Annotated in this window: 10 protein-coding genes; 6 read left to right on the forward strand and 4 right to left on the reverse strand. The window is 71.1% G+C overall.

The genetic code is table 11. From position 1 onward, the window contains the following. Nucleotides 1-40: 40 nt before the first annotated feature. Together ACWCQ6_RS07180 and ACWCQ6_RS07185 are read right to left on the reverse strand one after the other, a co-directional pair. Nucleotides 41-1114 (reverse strand): DUF2637 domain-containing protein, encoded by a 1074-nt coding sequence (locus ACWCQ6_RS07180; protein ID WP_451086292.1) that lies wholly within the window; start codon nucleotides 1112-1114, stop codon nucleotides 41-43. Nucleotides 1115-1305: 191 nt separating this feature from the next. Beyond that, nucleotides 1306-2154, reverse strand: a complete 849-nt coding sequence (locus ACWCQ6_RS07185; RefSeq protein WP_451086294.1) for a (2Fe-2S)-binding protein — start codon at nucleotides 2152-2154, stop codon at nucleotides 1306-1308. 146 nt (nucleotides 2155-2300) lie between these two features. Here ACWCQ6_RS07185 and ACWCQ6_RS07190 point away from each other — a divergent pair, with 146 nt between their 5' ends. Further along, nucleotides 2301-3050, forward strand: coding sequence for a GntR family transcriptional regulator (locus tag ACWCQ6_RS07190; protein ID WP_451086296.1), 750 nt, complete (start codon nucleotides 2301-2303; stop codon nucleotides 3048-3050). A gap of 17 nt (nucleotides 3051-3067) precedes the next feature. Here the strand turns inward: ACWCQ6_RS07190 and ACWCQ6_RS07195 are convergent, their stop codons facing one another. Next, on the reverse strand, nucleotides 3068-3853 hold the full coding sequence (locus tag ACWCQ6_RS07195; RefSeq protein ID WP_451086298.1) for a hypothetical protein: 786 nt from the start codon (nucleotides 3851-3853) through the stop codon (nucleotides 3068-3070). A gap of 161 nt (nucleotides 3854-4014) precedes the next feature. Next, nucleotides 4015-5739 carry a PucR family transcriptional regulator gene (locus ACWCQ6_RS07200; protein ID WP_451086300.1) on the reverse strand — a complete coding sequence of 575 codons (1725 nt, stop codon included), beginning with the start codon at nucleotides 5737-5739 and terminating at the stop codon, nucleotides 4015-4017. Between the two features lie 433 nt (nucleotides 5740-6172). Here ACWCQ6_RS07200 and ACWCQ6_RS07205 point away from each other — a divergent pair, with 433 nt between their 5' ends. The 5 genes from ACWCQ6_RS07205 (at nucleotide 6173) to ACWCQ6_RS07225 (ending at nucleotide 15188) form a co-directional block, all read left to right on the forward strand. Beyond that, a complete protein-coding gene (locus ACWCQ6_RS07205) occupies nucleotides 6173-7063 on the forward strand; it encodes an FAD binding domain-containing protein (RefSeq protein ID WP_451086302.1) in 891 nt (296 codons plus the stop codon). 2 nt (nucleotides 7064-7065) lie between these two features. After that, nucleotides 7066-7659 carry a (2Fe-2S)-binding protein gene (locus tag ACWCQ6_RS07210; protein ID WP_451086304.1) on the forward strand — a complete coding sequence of 198 codons (594 nt, stop codon included), beginning with the start codon at nucleotides 7066-7068 and terminating at the stop codon, nucleotides 7657-7659. Between the two features lie 2 nt (nucleotides 7660-7661). Then, nucleotides 7662-10046 carry a xanthine dehydrogenase subunit D gene (gene pucD / locus ACWCQ6_RS07215; RefSeq protein WP_451086306.1) on the forward strand — a complete coding sequence of 795 codons (2385 nt, stop codon included), beginning with the start codon at nucleotides 7662-7664 and terminating at the stop codon, nucleotides 10044-10046. Nucleotides 10047-10138: 92 nt separating this feature from the next. After that, entirely contained in the window at nucleotides 10139-11290 is a 1152-nt protein-coding gene (locus ACWCQ6_RS07220; protein WP_451086308.1) for an XdhC family protein, read from the forward strand. A 136-nt stretch (nucleotides 11291-11426) separates the two neighbouring features. Then, complete coding sequence (locus ACWCQ6_RS07225) at nucleotides 11427-15188, forward strand: S8 family serine peptidase (protein WP_451086310.1); 3762 nt, start codon at nucleotides 11427-11429, stop codon at nucleotides 15186-15188. Nucleotides 15189-15366: the final 178 nt, after the last annotated feature.

Raw genomic sequence — 15366 nt, forward strand, 5'->3', positions numbered from 1 at the left:
GGACCGGAGGGACCGGGTCGTCAGGGCCTGTGCCTGTGGATCAGCCGAACTGCTGCTCCAGATCCTTCAGTTTCCGCTCCAGCGAATCGAGCCGGGGCAGTGCCTGGGTGTCGTCCTCGGCGGTGAGGTCGACGGTGACCGGGTCAGCCGGGCTCCGACCCGGAGTATCGGCGCTCGGACCCGTCACGGCTTGCAGCGATGGCCGGGCACGCAAGGGCAGTTGCCCCGGCTCGGCTATGGCGGGCTCCACGACGGGCGCGGAGCCCGCCGTGGGGGCGATGGCCTGGATGTCCACCTGGGTGCCGCCGCGGCCGACCCGTCGCCAGGCCCGGTTCTGCCGGTTCAGGGCCTTGATGTGGGCCCGGTCCAGCTTCTCCTGCTCCTTCCGGCGGAGACGGTTCTGCTCCTTCTCCCGCCTGTCCTCACGTACCTCTTCGACGGCCTCGTCCAGCGTGCGTACGCCTTCCAGCAGCATCAGCGACCAGGCGTTGAAGGTCTCCCGGGGGGCGCGCAGCCACCGCACGATCCGGATCTGCGGCAGCGGGCGGGGCACCAGGCCCTGCTCGCGCAGCGCGGCCCGGCGGGTCTGCTTCAGGGCCCGGTCGAAGAGCACGGCCGCCGAGAGCGACATCCCCGCGAAGAAGTGCGGGGCGCCCGCGTGGTCGATGCCGCGCGGCGCGTGCACCCAGTTGAACCAGGCTGCGGCACCGGCGAACGTCCACACGAGCAGGCGCGAGCCGAGCGCCGCGTCACCGTGGCTGGCCTCGCGGACCGCGAGCACGGAACAGAACATGGCCGCGCCGTCGAGGCCGAACGGGACGAGGTACTCCCAGCCCCCGGAGAGGCCGAGGTTCTGCTTGCCGAAGCCGACGAGCCCGTGGAAGGAGAGTGCGGCGGCGACCGCCGCACAGCAGAACAGCAGGACGTAGGAGGCGGTGGCGTACAGGGCCTCCTTGCGTCTGCGGCGTTCCTCGCTGCGTTCCCAGCTGTCCTCGGCCGCGGATGCGTCAGCGGCGCGCTTTCCGCGCGCGACCACCGCCACCGCCGCCAGGACTCCCACGAGCAGCACGGCGCCCGGAAGCAGCCAATTCAGCGATATGTCGGTCAGTCTCATGCGCGGTCCCTTGCAGTGCGTAGGGCATTTCGGGCGCCATGATTGCCGAAACCCCGTCATGCGCAGGGGGTTTCGGGGCAAGAGAACGCCTTTGGGTCGGCACGACGCACGGAAGACCGGGATCGGGTCGAATAACCGTACGCGTCCGATGAGTTGCGTTCGAATTGTACTACTGGCGCGAGTGGTGTTGATCAGTGAGTGGGCGTCAGCTTCCGTACCCGGTCGGCGTCACAGGTGCGCGGGCACGTGACGCAGGTGTCCTCGGGGCGCAGGGTGTAGAAGAGGCAGCAGCTCGCCCGGTCACGGGTGGGCAGCGACTCGCCGTTCGGCCCGGTCAGATCGCGGAAGCCCGCGGAGCCGGCGTACGGCTTCGTGGTGCCCGGCAGAAGCGCCTCCAGCTCGGCCATCGCACGCCGCTCCTCGCCCAGCAGATGGGCGATGTACCAGAGCCCCTCGACGACCTCGTCCGTCGCCATGCCCCACAGCGCGCGCCTGCCGCGCCGCATCCGGGGCCCGAAGCCGTCGAGCACCGGGCCGATGTGGTCGGCCACCGCCGCGAGCACCTCGGCCCGCAGCGCCGCCTCGTCGGGCACCACACGGGCGCCCGGCAGCGTGGCGGCCGGGTCGTCCGGCAGGCAGGCGAACTCCCGCACCCTGAGGGTCAGATGACCCAGCGCCCGCTGGAACGCCACGTCCCCGACGGGAATCCGCGGCACCCGCCGGTGGAGGAACCAGGGCACCGTCACCAGCAGGCAGGCGGGCCAGGCGTAGCGGTGCAGCCCGAAACTGGCGACCACGTCGGGGCGGGGCTCCTGTCCGTAGTCCCGCAACACCTGGGCGTGGTCCCAGGCGAGGAAGGTGTCGAGCGCGGGGCCGCCCGCCGCGAGCTCGTCCGCCCCCACCCAGCCGGCGCCGCCGGGGGCGCTCTCGCCGTCGGCCAGGACCTGTGCGCGCAGCCCGGGAAAGACCTCGGCCAGGCGTTCGTAGGCGTCCGTCACGGCGGACGCCGTGGTGCCGGGAAGCAGGGCGGGGAGTGTCATGCAGGGACCACCGAATCGCGATCGTTTGCAGGTTAGCCTTACCTTACCCGACCGGATCGATGTTTGAACTGCGCCCTTCTGCGCCTATCGTGCACAAACAGCATGGCGCGCGCGAGCCGCGCCCACGGCAGGCCGAGGAGGTCCGAGTGGAGCAGGGCAGAGCGCGTGAGGGGCACGGGACCGCTGCGCCCCCGGCCACCCCGGCAGTCGTCCGGGTGCCCGAACAAGCACGTGGCGAGCACACCCACGGCGAGCCCCCCGCCCCGCGGCCGGCGGTGCGCCGGCACTCCGTACGCGGCCAGGTCCTGGAGGCGCTGCGCGCCGCCCTGGTCGACGGCCGGCTGGCTCCGGGTCAGGTCTATTCGGCCCCGGCCCTCGGCGCCCGGTTCGGGGTCTCCGCAACACCGGTGCGCGAGGCGATGCAGCAGCTGACCATCGAGGGCGCCGTCGAGGTCGTACCGAACCGGGGGTTCAGGGTCGCCGAGCGGGGGCCGCGCGAGCTTGCCGAGCTGGCCGAGGTGCGGGCTCTGATCGAGGTTCCCGTGATGCTGCGGCTGGCCCGCACCGTCCCGCCCGGCACCTGGTGCGCCCTGCGCCCGCTGGCCGAGGCCACGGTGGCGGCCGCGGCCGTGGGCGACCGGGCGAGCTACGCCGAGTCCGACCGGACCTTCCACGGCGCGGTCCTCGCGCTCTGCGGGAACGAGCAGCTGGTGCAGGTCGCCGACGACCTGCACCGCCGCTCCCAGTGGCCGCTGGAGAGCAACCCGGCCACCCGCCGCGCCGACCTGCTCGCCGACGCGGCCGAGCACACCGCGCTGCTCGACGCGCTGATCGCCCAGGACCTGGCCGTCGTGCAGTCGCTCGTACGGGAACACTTCAACGGCGCCGAGGTCTGACCGACTGCGGCCCGCCCTCAGTTCGCCTCGGCCGTCTCCGCCGGAGGCGGGTCCAGATGCGGCGCCAGCCACGTCGGCACGCCGCCGAGCAGCCGGAACAGCCGGCCCGCCTCGGCGCGCAGCCGGGTCGCCAGCTCGGGCTCCGGTTCGCAGTCCGCGAGGGCGACGAGGGCCGGGGCCGTACCGATCAGATAGCCGAGCTCCTCCCTTATCCGCAAGGACTCGGCGAAGCCGTGCCGGGCCTCCGCCAGTTCGCCCTCGCGCAGGGCCAGCAGGGCGAGATGCCGCCAGGTCGAGGAGAGCAGCAGCGCGTCGCCCTGGGCGGTGGCCCCGGCGTGGGCCCTGCGGTACGCGGCGCGCGCGGCCTGCGGCGAGTCGGCGATGTTCTGCGCGATCAGGCCCCGTCGGAAGTCCAGTAACGGGCGGCCCGGCGCGGACGGGGCGAGCAGCGCGGCGGCCCGGCTCAGCGCGACACTGGCCTCGTCGGCCCGGTCGCGTACCCCCAGAAGTGTCGACGCGTACGCCAGATGGCCGCGCTCGCAGGCGGCCGCGCCGCGTTCGTCGTCGTCGTGGGCCAGCGCCTCCGCGGTGCGCAGCGCGTCCTCGGCGTCGGTCCAGCCCTTTCCGGTGTACAGGCACCGCTCGGTCAGCAGGGCGGTCCGCTGGAGGGCCGCGGCCGGATCGGTGCCGGCGCCGGGTTCGAGCAGCGCGGCGGCATCCGTCCAGCAGGCACGCGACCGCAGCCGCCATACCGCTGTCTGGAGCGGCGGATCGTCATCGGCTGTCGTTCCGGAACCAGACATGGCGGTATGCGCCACATTGCCCTCCCCGAGCGCGCCATTGTGCTGTTGAGTCTGGCGGCATCTCAGCACGGATCGGCACGCCGGGCCAAGGGGTCGTTCGATCTCAGGTGAAAGATTTCACAAACCATCGGAGCCGCCAACGGCCCTGACAGGGCCGGGAATCAGCTCATACGCAGGGCGAGGAAGAAATCGAGCTTGTCCTCCAGCCGGGAAAGGTCACGTCCCGTCAACTGCTCGATTCGCCCGACCCGGTAGCGCAGCGTGTTGACGTGCAGGTGGAGCCGGGCCGCACAGCGGGTCCAGGAACCGTCGCAGTCCAGGAACGCCTCCAGCGTCGGGATCAGTTCCGCGCGGTGGCGCCGGTCGTAGTCGCGCAGTGGGTCGAGCAGCCGTGCGGTGAACGCGCGGCGCACGTCGTCCGGTACGAACGGCAGCAGCAGCACGTGCGAGGCCAGCTCGTGGTGCCCGGCCGCGCAGACCCGGCCGGGGCGGGCCGCCGCCACCCGGCGGGCATGCCGGGCCTCCTCCAGGGCGCCGCGCAGTCCCTCGGGCGAATGCACGGCCGCGCTGACGCCGAGTGTCAGCCGGCCGTCGTCGGCGAGGCCCGCGGAGAGCGGTTCGCGGACGGCGGCGAGCAGCACATCGGCATGGAGTGCGGGATCCTCGTGCGCTTCACCGCGCGCGTCGTCCGCACCGGCGCCCCGGTCCGGCGCGGTGACGGCGGGCAGCGGTACGAGGGCGACGGCCTCATCCCCCGTATGGGCGACGGCGATCCGGTCCACCGTGTCGGGGCCGGTGACCGCCGGGTCGACCAGGATCTCCTCCAGCAGCGCCTGGGCGACCGGGCCGCCCGGGACGGCGGAGGCCGCGGACCGGCCCTCCGCGCCGCCCCACTCGACCCGCGCCACCACGACCTGCCAGTGCGGCGCCGCCCCGAGGCCCGGCAGCAGCACCGGGGCCGCGACCCGCAGCCTGGCGGCGATCTCGGCCGGCGCGGCACCCGTCTGGACCAGTTCCAGGACCTCCTGTGCGAGCCTGCGGCGTACCGTACGGGCCGCGTCGCGCCGGTCCCGTTCGACGGCGATCAGCTGGGTGACGCCCTGGAGCAGGTCCAGCCGGGCCGGCGGCCAGTCGCTCGCGTCCGCCTCGACCGCGAGCAGCCAGTCGGAGAGCACCGACTCGCGGACGTCGCCGGAGGCCGGGACGGCGCCGCGGCCGGTGTTCCGGATCGGGAAGAGCGAATACGTGGTGCTTCCGACAGTGGCCCGGTGCGGGGCCCGGTGGCCGGTGCGGGTGGCGGCCAGATGCTGACCGGCCAGCTCGGCGCCGACCGGTCCGGGAAGTGACGTTTCCCCGGCGCCCGCGATCTGCCGGCCGGTGGGGGAGAGCACCCAGGCATGCAGGTCCAGGTCGGATCCGAGCAGATCCAGGACCACCTCGGGGCCGCCGCCCGCCGGGCCCGAGGTCATCAGCCTGCGGTGCCGGTCCACGACCGCGGCCAGATCGCCCGCCCGCTCACCGGACACCTGGCGCACCACATGCTCGGTGATCGTTGCGAACGCGACGGTCTCATGGACGGCGAAGAGCGGCAGCCGGTGGTCCGCACAGGCCTCCACCAGATCGCCGGGGATGTCGCCGAGCTCCGCCTCGCCCGCCGCGAGCCCGGCGACGCCGGCAGCCGCCAGGATCCGCACGAACGGCTCCGAGTCCGCCGCGTCCCGGCGCCAGGCCAGACCCGTCAGGACCAGCTCGCCCCCCGACAGGTAGCGGCTGGGATCCCGCAGGTCGGTGGTCATCACGCCACGGACCGAGCGGTCCAGCTCGTCCTCGCCGCCGAGCAGCCGCAGGCCCAGCGCGTCGGTCTCCAGCAGTGCGCGCAGCCGCATCTCGTCGCCGCCGATCTCTTTCGTTGGTGCGGGTGAAAACTGGGTATTGCGGTGAGGTCACTGATCCCCGCCATTCGTTCGAATCTACAAGACGAGGAGATCGACCAGCCAACTCCTTCATGTTTTCGGTGACTGCACCGGGTGGAGCACGGCTTGTGTACTTGGTCCCACATCGCGTCAACAACACATGAACGACCAGTCGAGGGCCGGCCGCATCCGGGGTCTGCCATCGGTCCGCCGCCTGCCGCACGACGCCCGGCACGCACGCTCGCGGTGCTGCCGAAGAGCCCTGGTAGCTCCGCAACGAGGGCCCTCGGTGCCTTGCGGCCGCACGCACCGGACGCCGCGCGGCCGTCCTGCGGACGACGACGGCAGACCCACGACGGGCCCCGGCCCCCAGTGAACGACCCGATTGAGAAGAAGAGAGCCACTCATGGACTTCCTTCGCCCCGCCAGCTGGGAGGAGGCGCTCGCCGCCAAGGCCGAGCACCCGACGGCCGTGCCCATCGCGGGTGGCACCGATGTGATGGTCGAGATCAACTTCGACCACCGGCGGCCCGAGTACCTCCTGGACCTGAACCGCATCGGAGAGCTGACCGAGTGGGAGGTGGGCCAGGAGAACGTACGGCTCGGCGCCTCCGTACCGTACAGCCACATCATGGAGCACCTGCGGGCCGAGCTGCCCGGACTGGCGCTCGCCTCGCACACCGTCGCCTCGCCCCAGATCCGCAACCGCGGCGGTGTCGGCGGCAACCTGGGCACCGCCTCGCCCGCCGGGGACGCCCACCCGGCCCTGCTCGCCGCGGGCGCCGAGGTCGAGGCCGAGTCCGTACGCGGAACCAGGATGATCCCGATCGACGCCTTCTACACAGGCGTCAAGCGCAACGCCCTCGAACCCGACGAGCTGATCCGGGCCGTGCACATCAAGAAGGCCGACGGGCCCCAGCAGTACTCCAAGGTCGGCACCCGCAACGCGATGGTCATCGCCGTCTGCGCCTTCGGCCTGGCCCTGCACCCCGAGACCCGCACGGTGCGCACCGGCATCGGCTCGGCCGCCCCCACGCCCGTACGGGCGAAGGAGGCCGAGGAATTCCTGAATGCCGCGCTCGAGGAGGGCGGCTTCTGGGACAGCCGTACGATCATCACCCCGTCCATCGCCACGCAGTTCGCCGCACTCGCCGCCGGTGCCTGCAACCCGATCGACGATGTGCGCGGCACCGCGAGCTATCGCCGGCACGCGGTCGGGATCATGGCCCGCCGCACCCTCGGCTGGACCTGGGAGTCGTACCGCGGCAACGGCCGCAGCACCGAAGGAGCTGCCTGATCATGCGCGTCAATTTCACGGTCAACGGCCGCAGGCACGAGGCGGACGACGTCTGGGAGGGGGAGTCCCTCCTCTACGTGCTGCGCGAGCGGATGGGCCTGCCCGGCTCGAAGAACGCATGCGAGCAGGGCGAGTGCGGCTCCTGCACGGTCCGCCTGGACGGGGTGCCGGTCTGCTCCTGCCTGGTCGCGGCGGGCCAGGTGGAGGGGCGCGAGGTCGTCACGGTGGAGGGCCTCGCGGACTTCGCCGCCCACCGCGCCGAGCAGCACCCGGGCAGCGGCTGCGCCTCCGGCGCGTGCGGCACGGCGCTCGACGAGGCCCGGCAGCGGAAGGCCCGGCCGAGCGGTGAGGAGGGCCGGGAATCCGGTGAACTCTCCCCGATCCAGCAGGCGTTCATCGACGCCGGAGCCGTCCAGTGCGGCTTCTGCACCCCCGGCCTGCTGGTCGCAGCCGACGAGCTGCTGGAGCGCAACCCGGAACCGTCCGACGCGGACATCCGCGAGGCGCTCTCCGGTAACCTCTGCCGCTGCACCGGCTACGAGAAGATCCTCGACGCGGTCCGCCTCGCGGCCGCCCGCGCGGAAGAAACGGTCTGACGATGGGCGTAACCGGCAATCCCACCAGCATCGACCAGGGCACCCGCACCAGGGGCGGCATCGGCGAGTCCACGCTCCGCCCCGACGGCATCCTCAAGGTCACCGGAGAGTTCGCGTACTCCTCCGACATGTGGCACGAGGACATGCTCTGGGGCCACACACTGCGCTCCACGGTCGCGCACGCCGAGATCGTCTCCATCGACACCTCGGAGGCGCTCGCCACGTCCGGCGTCTTCACCGTACTCACCTACGACGACCTGCCGAGCACGGTGAAGAACTACGGCCTGGAGATCCAGGACACCCCCGTCCTCGCCCACGGCAAGGTCCGCCACCACGGCGAACCGGTGGCGCTCGTCGCCGCCGACCACCCGGAGACGGCCCGCCGCGCCGCCGCGAAGATCAGGATCGACTACCGCGAACTGCCCGTCATCACCGACGAGGCCTCCGCCACCGCCCCCGACGCGATCCTCGTCCACGAGGGACGCGACGACCACCACGCCGGGCACGTACCGCACCCCAACATCGTCCACCGCCAGCCCATCGTCCGCGGCGACGCGGACGCGGCGGCGGCCCGCGCCGATGTCGTCGTGAGCGGTGAATACGTCTTCGGCATGCAGGACCAGGCGTTCCTCGGCCCCGAGTCCGGTCTGGCCGTGCCCGCCGAGGACGGCGGTGTCGACCTGTACATCGCCACCCAGTGGCTGCACTCCGACCGGCGCCAGATCGCACCGGTCCTGGGCCTGCCCGAGGACAAGGTCCGCATGACGCTCTCCGGCGTCGGCGGGGCCTTCGGCGGCCGCGAGGACCTGTCGATGCAGATCCACGCCTGCCTGCTCGCCCTGCGCACCGGCAAGCCGGTCAAGATGGTCTACAACCGGTTCGAGTCGTTCTTCGGCCACGTCCACCGGCACCCGGCGAAGCTCTGGTACGAGCACGGCGCCACCCGCGACGGCAAGCTCACTCATATGAAGTGCCGCATCGTGCTGGACGGCGGGGCCTACGCATCCGCCTCCCCGGCTGTCGTCGGCAACGCCTCCTCGCTCTCCGTCGGCCCGTACGTCATCGACGACGTCGACATCGAGGCCATCGCGCTCTACACCAACAACCCGCCGTGCGGCGCCATGCGCGGCTTCGGGGCGGTGCAGGCCTGCTTCGCCTACGAGGCCCAGATGGACAAGCTCGCCGCCGAACTGGGCATGGACCCGGTCGAGTTCAGGCAGCTCAACGCCATGGAGCAGGGCTCCCTCCTGCCGACCGGACAGGTCGTCGACTCGCCCGCGCCGGTCGCCGAACTGCTGCGCCGGGTCAAGGCCAGGCCGCTGCCGCCCGAGCGTCAGTGGGAGGTGGCCGGCGAACAGGCCGACGTACGGGCCCTGCCCGGCGGGCTCTCCAACACCACCCACGGCGAAGGTGTCGTACGCGGCGTCGGCTACGCGGTCGGGATCAAGAACGTCGGCTTCTCCGAGGGCTTCGACGACTACTCCACCGCCCGGGTGCGCATGGAGGCCGTCGCCGGCGAGCCGGTCGTGACCGTGCACACCGCCATGGCGGAGGTCGGGCAGGGCGGCGTCACCGTCCACGCCCAGATCGCACGTACCGAACTCGGCGTCGCCCAGGTCACCATCCACCCGGCCGACACCCGGGTCGGCTCGGCCGGCTCCACCTCCGCGTCCCGGCAGACCTACGTCACCGGCGGCGCCGTGAAGCACTCCTGCGAGGCCGTCCGCGAGAAGGTCCTGGAGATGGGCCGCCGCAAGTTCGGTACGTACCACCCCGCGTGGGCCACCGCCGATCTTGTCCTGGAAGGCGGCAAGGTCGTCACCGACGGCGGCGAGGTGCTGGCCGACCTGGTCGACGTGCTGGAGAACGAGGCGGTCGACATCGAACTGGAGTGGCGCCACCGGCCCACGGAGGCGTTCGATCTCCGCACCGGACAGGGCAACGGACATGTCCAGTACTCCTTCGCCGCCCACCGCGCGGTCGTCGAGGTCGACACCGAACTCGGCCTGGTCAAGGTGATCGAGCTGGCCTGCGCCCAGGACGTCGGCAAGGCGGTCAACCCGCTCTCCGTCGTCGGTCAGATCCAGGGCGGCACCACCCAGGGGCTGGGTGTCGCCGTCATGGAGGAGATCCTCGTCGACCCGAAGACCGCGAAGGTGCGCAACCCGTCCTTCACGGACTATCTGATCCCCACCATCCTCGACACCCCGACCATGCCGGTCGATGTGCTCGAACTCGCCGACGAACACGCCCCGTACGGACTCCGTGGCGTCGGCGAGGCGCCCACCCTGTCGTCGACCCCGGCCGTCCTCGCGGCGATCAGGGACGCGACGGGCCTGGAGCTCAACCGAACGCCGGTACGCCCCGAGCACCTCACCGGCACCTGAGTCACGGCTCCCTCCTGAACCTCCGGGCGGTACGTGCCTCTCAGCTCTTCCGCCTCTCCGCTCCTCCGCACACCCGTAGAGGGAGAAACACCATGCTGGACATCGCCGAAGAGCTCAACCGGTGGATCGAGCAGGGACGCGACTTCGCCGTGGCCACCGTCGTGGCGGTCGACGGCAGCGGGCCCCGGCAGCCGGGAGCCGCCCTGGCCGTCGACCGCGAAGGCACGGCGATCGGATCGGTCTCCGGCGGGTGTGTGGAGGGTGCGGTCTACGAACTGTGCGGGCAGGCGCTGGACGACGGCATCACCGTGCGCGAACGGTTCGGCTACAGCGACGAGGGCGCCTTCGCGGTGGGACTGACCTGCGGCGGCGTGATCGACATCCTGGTGACACCGGTCCGTGCGGACGACCCCGCGCGGGCGGTGTTCGCCGCTGCGCTCACCGCCGCCGCACGAGGGGAAGCGGCGGCGGTCGCCAGGATCACCGACGGGCCGGCGGAACTCCTCGGCCGCCCTCTGCTCGTCCACCCCGACGGCTCGTACGAGGGCGGGCTCGGCGGACACCCGGAGCTGGACCGCACCGCTGCGGCCGATGCCCGCGCCATGCTGGACGCGGGCCGCACCGGCTCCGTCACCATCGGCGCCGAGGGATCACGGTGTGGGCGACCGCTCACGGTTTACGTCGAATCGAGCGTCTCACCACCCCGGATGATCGTCTTCGGGGCCATCGACTTCGCCGCGGCGCTGGTCCGGGCGGGAAAGTTTCTCGGGTACCACGTCACACTGTGCGACGCCCGCCCCGTCTTCGCCACGAAAGCCCGCTTCCCGGAGGCCGACGAACTGGTTGTCGACTGGCCGCACCGCTATCTCGCGGCGACCGATGTCGACGCCCGCACCGTCCTGTGCGTCCTCACCCACGATGCCAAGTTCGATGTCCCGCTGCTGGAAATGGCGTTGAGGCTGCCGGTGGCGTACGTCGGAGCGATGGGATCGCGCCGCACCCATCTGGAGCGCAACGACCGGCTGCGCGAAGTCGGGATGACGGAGGCGGAACTGTCCAGGCTGCACTCACCGATCGGCCTCGACCTCGGCGCCCGTACCCCCGAGGAGACCGCGCTGTCGATCGCCGCCGAAATCGTCGCCGACCGGCGCGGCGGCAGCGGCGTACCGCTCAAGGGTGCACACACCCCGATCCACCACGAGGGCGGACGGTCGCCGAGTGGGGTGATCACGTCCGTGGCCTGAGAGCCTGCCGGAGGCCACCCGGCAGGCTCTGAACCGTCCCACGAACCATGCGGGTCCGAGGCGGATTTCCGCCACGGCGGCTTCACGCCAGATGTGGACTCAACCGTAGCCGTGGCTTTGCCTTTAGATCATCTGCATGACATTGACACCCTCCTCCGCCTCCGGCCGGACGAGATCCGCTCGCGTGGGACGCAGGGCTCTGCTCATAGCGACTTCGGTCGCCCTGGTGAGTGGTGCACTGCTTCCCGCAGCGGGCTCCGCTTCCGCTGCCGCAGGGAAGTCGGGGCCTGCCGCCCCCCAGACCACCGCCCCCGTCAGGGAGTACGACATCACCCTGGTCACGGGCGATGTCGTGCACTACTCGGACGGTGCCGGCAAGCAGGACACCGTCACCGTGGACCGCCCCGACGGTGCGGTCGGCGGCGTGCATGTCCAGCAGGTCGGTGACGATCTGTACGTCCTGCCCGACGAGGCCGGCTCTCTCATCGCAGCGGGCAAGCTGGACCGTCGGCTGTTCAACGTCTCGGCTCTCGCCGAGATGGGGTACGACGACAAGAAGTCCGGCGGCATCCCGCTGATCGCCACCTACCCGGCGAGCCAGGGCCGTTCGCTGCCCGCCGCCCCACGCGGCGCGAAGAAGACCCGCACCCTGGAGAGCATCCACGGCGCCGCACTGAAGGCCGACAAGGACACCACCCGGGCCTTCTGGAACGACATCGCCCGCACCTCCACGGCCCGTTCGCTGGACAACGGCATCGCCAAGCTCTGGCTCGACGGCCGGGTGGAGGCCGCGCTCAAGGACTCCGTGCCGCAGGTCAACGCTCCGCAGGCGTGGGCCGAGGGCTACGACGGCAAGGGCTCCAAGGTCGCCGTCCTGGACACCGGCATCGACGCGTCCCACCCGGACGTCAAGGACCGCATTCTCGAAACGAAGAGCTTCGTGCCGGGCGAGGAGGTCGTGGACAGGAACGGCCACGGCACGCATGTCGCCTCCACGATCGCGGGCTCCGGCGCCGCGTCGGAGGGCGTCAACAAGGGCGTCGCCCCCGGCTCCGACCTGATCATCGGCAAGGTGCTCGGCGACGGCGGTTCCGGTGCGGACTCCGGCATCATCGAAGCCATGGAGTGGGCGAAGGCCGAAGGCGCCGACGTCGTCTCCATGAGCCTCGGCTCCAGCATCCCGGACGACGGCTCCGACCCGATGTCCCAGGCCGTCGACGCCCTTTCCGCCGACGGCGGCCCGCTGTTCGTGATCGCCGCGGGCAACGCGTACGACGCGGGCACCATCGGCGCACCCGGCTCGGCGGAGAAGGCGCTCACCATCGCCGCCGTCGACAAGCGGGACAACCGCGCGGGCTTCTCCTCGATGGGCCCGCTGGTGCGTTCCTTCGGCCTCAAGCCCGACCTGTCCGCACCGGGTGTGGACATCAACGCGGCCGCCTCGCAGTCGGTGCCGGGCGCCAGCGGGATGTACCGCACGATGTCCGGCACATCGATGGCGACCCCGCATGTCGCAGGCGCCGCAGCCATCCTGAAGCAGCGTCACCCCGACTGGTCCGGCCAGCGGATCAAGGACGCGCTGATGAGCACGTCGAAGAAGCTCGACGCGTACACCCCGTACGAGCAGGGCACCGGCCGACTCGACGTCAAGGCGGCGGTCGACAGCACGATCGAGGCCACCGGCTCCGTCGAGGTCGCCTCCTACACCTGGCCGCACTCCGCGTCCGACCCGGTTGCCCAGCGGACCATCACGTACCGCAACACCGGTACGAAGGACGTCACCCTCGACCTGGCCACGGACACGGACGCCGAGGCCTACACCCTGTCGACGAAGCAGCTGACGGTCCCGGCCGGTTCCACTGCCGAGGCCGTGCTCTCGCTGGACCCGTCGACGGTCGCGAACGACACCCAGTTCTCCGGCCAGGTCATCGCCAAGGACGAGACGGGCACCGTCGTCGCGCACACCGGCTTCGCCCTGAACAAGGAGCAGGAGCTGTACGACCTGACGCTCAGGCTCCGTGACCGCGACGGCAAGCCGTTGAACGGCCGGGTCGTCCTCGGCGCGCTCGGCGATCCGAACCTGGGCGTCGTCCAGGTGTCGGGCGAGACCACGCTGCGGATGCCGCCGGGCAACTACACCGCCTGGGCGACCACCGAAGTCGCCGGTGACCGCGCCGACTCGAAGGCCCTGGCCTTCCTCGCGGCCCCTGAGACCATCCTCGACAAGTCGACCACGGTCACCCTCGACGCGTCCAAGGCCCGCAAGATCAGCGTGCGGACGCCGAAGGAGACCGAGAACCAGCAGCTGCGATTCGACATGGCACGTACCGCACTGGACGGCACCGTCCAGCGCGACGCGTACCAGATCCCTGTGATGTACGACCAGCTGTGGGCGAGCCCCACCAAGAAGGTCACCCAGGGCAGCTTCTCCTTCCTGACCCGCTGGCGGCAGGGCGAGAAGCACATGGACGTCACGGCCGAGGGACGTGACGTGCGGGTCACTACGCAGGTCGGTGCGGCCGTCACCGAAGACAGCGAGAAGCGGCTGGCCAGTGTCTTCGCGGGCAACGGCGCCGTGGCCGACTACAAGGGCCTGGATGCCAAGGGCAAGGCCGTCGTGATCCGCCGCAGCGACGCGGTCGCTCCCGCCGACCGGCTCGCCAATGCGGTGGCCGCAGGCGCCGAGGCGCTGTTCGTCGTCAACGACGGTGACGGCGTCCTGATGGAAAGTTACGGCCCCAAAGGAACCAAGGCCACCATTCCTGTCGCCTCGGTCCAGCGCCTGGCGGGCGAGAACCTGATCAAGTCCGTCCAACGGGGCGTCAAGCTGGCGATTGATCAGCAACGGTTCGCGCGTTACGTGTACGACCTGGTCGACCGTCACGACGGCGTCATTCCGGACCGCTCGCTGGAGTTCGCCCCCTCGACCGGTCAACTGGCCAAGGTGCAGAACACCTTCTACGGCCACAAGGACATGCTCGGCGGTGGCAACCGCTTCGACGTCCCGGAATACGGGCCCGCCCTCGGCTTCGAACAGTACGAGATGTTCCCCAGTACCCGTACGGAGTGGGTCAACCCGCTTCCCGGCGCGTCGTTCTGGTACGAGGAGCACTCGATCTTCAACACAGCGCAGAACGGGTTCGCGCAGGAGATGCGCAGTGGCGAAATGGACTACGAGGCGGGCCGCACCTACCCCGCCGAGTGGTTCGGGCCGATCACCCGCCCGCGTCTGGGCCTCGCCTACTGGGGTCCGTTCCGTACCGTCAGCAACCAGATCCAGTTCAACCTCACCCCGTGGACGGACTCGGGCGCGGGCCACTCGGGCGCCATGCCGAGGGAGGAGCTCACCGCCACCACCACCAACGCCTTCTACCAGGGCGACACCCTGATCAAGAAGGGCACGGGCCAGTCCGGAGCCGCCGGGAACCTCTCACCCGAGAGACTGCCGTACCGCGTGGTGCTCGACTCGGCCCGGGATGCCGATGTGTGGAAGACCTCCATCCGCACGCACACCGAGTGGAACTTCGTCTCGGGCGCCACGGACGAGAACGGCCCGTACCGGACCGACATCCCGATGCTCCAGCTGGACTACGAGGTCGACACCGACCTCGCCGGTGACGTCGAGGCCGGCCGGTGGACCGAGATCGGTATCGGCTCCGGTACGCAGGAGTGGCTGGACGGTGCGGTGAAGGCGAAGAAGGCAGCGCTGTCGGTCAGCTATGACGACGGCAAGAGCTGGAACGCCGTGGAGCTGCGCAAGACCTCCGAAGGCAGCTGGACCGCCCGGTTCAAGACGCCCGAGAAGGCCGGTGGCTTCGTCTCGATCAAGGCGCACGCCGAGGGCGAGGACGGTCTCGGCATCGATCAGGAGATCATCCGCGCGTTCGGCCTGAAGTGACCTTCTGAGGTTCGCCCCTGAGATGGCCGCACACCCCTGACCGGGGGTGTGCGGCTTCCTCTTTCGGCAACTGATGAGGCTCCACATGAGCAAGTTGGCGGTCGTCACTGAACCCCGGGGCCACGCGCGCCGGGCGGATCGAGCTGGACGGGCCGGCGGGCGACCGCAAGATCGATCT

This window comes from Streptomyces sp. NPDC001880 (assembly GCF_053594575.1).

What these genes read in the sequence shown, in the direction of transcription:
- ACWCQ6_RS07180 (WP_451086292.1), bottom strand. Translation starts at nt 1,114, where the DNA reads ATGAGACTGACCGACATATCGCTGAATTGGCTGCTTCCGGGCGCCGTG.
- ACWCQ6_RS07185 (WP_451086294.1), bottom strand. Translation starts at nt 2,154, where the DNA reads ATGACACTCCCCGCCCTGCTTCCCGGCACCACGGCGTCCGCCGTGACG.
- ACWCQ6_RS07195 (WP_451086298.1), bottom strand. Translation starts at nt 3,853, where the DNA reads ATGTCTGGTTCCGGAACGACAGCCGATGACGATCCGCCGCTCCAGACA.
- ACWCQ6_RS07200 (WP_451086300.1), bottom strand. Translation starts at nt 5,739, where the DNA reads ATGCGGCTGCGCGCACTGCTGGAGACCGACGCGCTGGGCCTGCGGCTG.
- ACWCQ6_RS07205 (WP_451086302.1), top strand. Translation starts at nt 6,173, where the DNA reads ATGGACTTCCTTCGCCCCGCCAGCTGGGAGGAGGCGCTCGCCGCCAAG.
- ACWCQ6_RS07210 (WP_451086304.1), top strand. Translation starts at nt 7,066, where the DNA reads ATGCGCGTCAATTTCACGGTCAACGGCCGCAGGCACGAGGCGGACGAC.
- pucD (WP_451086306.1), top strand. Translation starts at nt 7,662, where the DNA reads ATGGGCGTAACCGGCAATCCCACCAGCATCGACCAGGGCACCCGCACC.
- ACWCQ6_RS07220 (WP_451086308.1), top strand. Translation starts at nt 10,139, where the DNA reads ATGCTGGACATCGCCGAAGAGCTCAACCGGTGGATCGAGCAGGGACGC.
- ACWCQ6_RS07225 (WP_451086310.1), top strand. Translation starts at nt 11,427, where the DNA reads ATGACATTGACACCCTCCTCCGCCTCCGGCCGGACGAGATCCGCTCGC.